This is a genomic window from bacterium (genome assembly GCA_026398675.1).
Classification (GTDB): Bacteria; RBG-13-66-14; RBG-13-66-14; order RBG-13-66-14; family RBG-13-66-14; genus RBG-13-66-14.
Genome location: JAPLSK010000221.1, coordinates 1 through 3,149 on the forward strand (window position 1 = coordinate 1; position 3,149 = coordinate 3,149).

Consider the following 3,149-nt stretch of genomic DNA (forward strand, 5'->3'; position numbering starts at 1 on the left):
GATTATCTGCTGCTGGTACTCGTCCAGGCGGGGCTGGACCTCGAGCTCCTTCTGCCGCGTCTCCTCCTCCAGGGTCTTCAACGCGTCCTGGAAGAGAATCCACTCGTCCTGGACGCGCTGCAGGTCCACGTAGGCGATGACGAGGGGTTTTAGTTCACCGTCGTCGCCGTCGTCCTGGGCCAAAACCGGGGATACGAAAAGGGCCAGCAAAAGGGTAAGCGGTAGAATCTTTTTCATCTATCCCTCACAGGGAGAAGTAACTATACCCAAGGATAGCATAATGGCGGCACTGTCGCCGTAAACGCCTCAAACGCCCGTCGGCGTCGCGCCCCGTCGCGCGTACGGTGGAACGAAGCCGTAGGTTCCCTTCCATTCGCCGGGTTCCAGCCTCTCCAGGCCGCGGGCGTCGTCACGCCGGTGCAGGATGGTGAGGGTGGGGTACGGCGGGAGGACGAGGTGGTACTCCGCCCAGAATTCCGGCCGCCGGAGGAGGTCCATCTCGTAGAAAAGGATCGGCTGGGTCCCGGACAAAAGCTCGCCCGGGGTGATGTTCAGCACGAACCACTCGGGCTTTTTGGCAAGGACGTAGTCGTTGTCGAACCGCTCGTGCCCCGGGAAGCCGAAGCCGGCGATGCTCACCCCCTCCCGGGCGATGTGGCGGTCCATCAGCCCCACCATGTCTATGGTGTACAGATCGGTGAAGTAGGGGATGATGCCGGTCGAGGTCAGGGCCACCCGGTCGTCGGTGTCGGCGTATTCGTTGAGCCACCGGGCCGTCGAGTACCGCTGCTGGACCCCGAAGCGCAGGGGGCTGAAGGCCATCGAGGGGTCGGCCTCGAGGTGCGTGAGGTATAAAAAACCTGCCAGGGCCAGAACGGCGGCGGGGATGCGGACCGCCCTCCCCCATTTCTTTTCGCGGAGCCGCTGGAAGAGGTTTAGGTAACCGGCGGCCCCCACGAGGACGAGGATGGGCAAGGTGTGGTGGAACAGGCGCAACGACATCCAGTCGCCGCCGATGGCCGCCAGGTATATCCAGTACAGAAGACACCCGGTGAGGAACGGCAGGACCTTGACCCCCCACCGCCTCCAGGGGAAGAAGACCGCGCCGACGAAGAGGAGCGCCTGGGCTTTCACGAAGGTCAACAGGTACTCCAGGCCCCGGCCGATGACCCGCAGGTTGATGCCCACCTTGGCGTAGAATGTGTTCGGCAGCCAATCGCCGTAGTACGAGAGCCGGAAGATGAGCTGGCCGGCGACCATGAGCACCCCGGGGACGAGGAGGAGGGCCGCCCGCAGCGGGCGCCTCCCCTTCTCCAACAGGACGACCACGAGGGCCGGGATGCCGAAGAGGACGGCGTCGGGGCGCGTCAGGACGCTCAGGCCGAGGAACATCCCCGCCCCCAGCGTCTCGCGCAGCCTCGCCCGTTCGTCGGCGCCCTCCCGTCCGAGGAGGAGGTAAAAACCCGCCAGGAGGGTCAACGCAAGGGTGGAGACCTCCATGGAACCCGGGAGGGTCCACCAGATAAAGGTGCCGTTGAGGGCCAGGGCCAGCGCCGCCGCCGGGCCGAGCCAGGAATCCTTCCCCGCGATGCGGCGGCCCAAGAGCCAGACCAGGCACAGCGCGCCGGCTCCGGAAAGACCGGCCAGGAGCTTCACCGCCAGCGTCCCGGGGATGCCCAGCCCGATGAGCGGCGTGAGGGTGAGGACCCATAGGAAGTTGGTGTAGCCCTCGACCCGCTCGCCCACGTTGTACACCGGTCCCTGCCCCTGGGCCCAGTGCTGGGCGTAGCGCAGGGTGATGTAGGCGTCGTCCGCCGAGAGCCAGTTCATCCGGGAGCTGTACCAAAGGGAAAGCCCCAGCCAGACCGCCAGGGCGATTACGAGGAGCAACCGCTGTAGCCTTTCCCCGTTTGCCGGGGGCATAGCTCGCTTCGCTCGGTTCTCCACCTCGGCCCCTAGAAGGTCTGGGCGATGCTGAAGTGGAGGCGGCCCTTGGGCACGTCCTCGCTCCAGCCGTAGTCGAATCCCAGGAGCCCCACCATGGGGATGTCTATCCGGACGCCCACGCCGTAGCCGAAGACCAGGTCGCCCCAGTCAACGTCCGCCAGTTTTGCCCAGGTGTTCCCCGAATCCAGAAAGAGCATGCCGTACACCATGTTTTCCACGATGGGGACGCGGTACTCGAGGTTGGAGTAGAGCTTGAAATTACCGCCGATGAGGTCGCCGTCGGAGTCGCGGGGCGAGAGGTCATAGTCGTGGTAGCCGCGGACGTCGAGCCCGCCGGTGTAGAAGCGCTCGTAAATCGGGACCTTCTCCGTGTCGCCGTAGGAGTCCACGAATCCCGCGTAGAGTTTCATCGCCAGCGCCGTCTTCCAGAAGCCGGGGAAGTAGGTGGTGGCGTAACCCGTTAGTTTGTAGTAGTCCTGGTCGCCGCCGAAGGGACCACCGGCGACCTCGAGGCTCAGGTACTGGCGGGAGCCGGTGGTGGGGAAGAAGTAGTTGTCGCGGGTGTCCCGCATGAGGGAGAGGGTCACCGAGCTGGTCAGCGTGGTGCCGGCGGCCTCCAAGGTGGAGTCGCTGGCGTCGTCGTAGGGGTTGATGGTGTTCTCGGCGTAGTCGTACCGGAGCCGCCAGGAGGCTTCCTCGCCCAGCGGACGCCCCACGAGGCCGTAGAGGCCGAACTTGACCTGTTCGTAATCGAAGCTGGTCTGGACCGAGGAATGGTAGGCGCCCGCGCCGACGGCGGTGTGGGTGTCCAGGAACCAGGGTTCGAGGAAGGAGAGGGAGAGGTTGGCCGTGGTGGCGCCCAGATCGGCCGAGAGGGTGAGCTCCTGACCCCCGCCCTTGGACTTCCAGATTTCGGGGAACGCCTCGGAGTCGAAGTTTATCCACCCGATGGAGAAGTTGGCCATCAGGCCGTCCCGGGTGGAGTAACCGCCCCCCACCGAGATGCGCGTCGTCCCCTCGCGCTCCACCACCCGCACCGTGAGGTCAATGACCTTGGCCACCGGGTCTATCCGCCAGTCGGGGACGACGTTCTCGAAGTACTGCAGGTTGAAGATGCGCTCCAGGGACCGGCGGAAGGCCTTCCCGTCGAACACCTCGCCGGGGTATATGGTGAACTCGCGACGGATGACCTTGTCCTTGGT

At 65.1% G+C, this 3,149-nt stretch carries 3 protein-coding genes; all 3 read right to left on the minus strand.

The features are described 5' to 3' along the window. The coding region (locus NTW26_07160; GenBank protein ID MCX7022036.1) for a hypothetical protein at window positions 1-237 on the minus strand (237 nt) is incomplete at its 3' end. A 69-nt stretch (window positions 238-306) separates the two neighbouring features. Next, entirely contained in the window at window positions 307-1,890 is a 1,584-nt protein-coding gene (locus tag NTW26_07165) for a glycosyltransferase family 39 protein (GenBank protein MCX7022037.1), read from the minus strand. A gap of 65 nt (window positions 1,891-1,955) precedes the next feature. Beyond that, window positions 1,956-3,149, minus strand: a 1,194-nt coding sequence (locus tag NTW26_07170) for a BamA/TamA family outer membrane protein (GenBank protein ID MCX7022038.1), incomplete at its 5' end; no start/stop codon positions are given.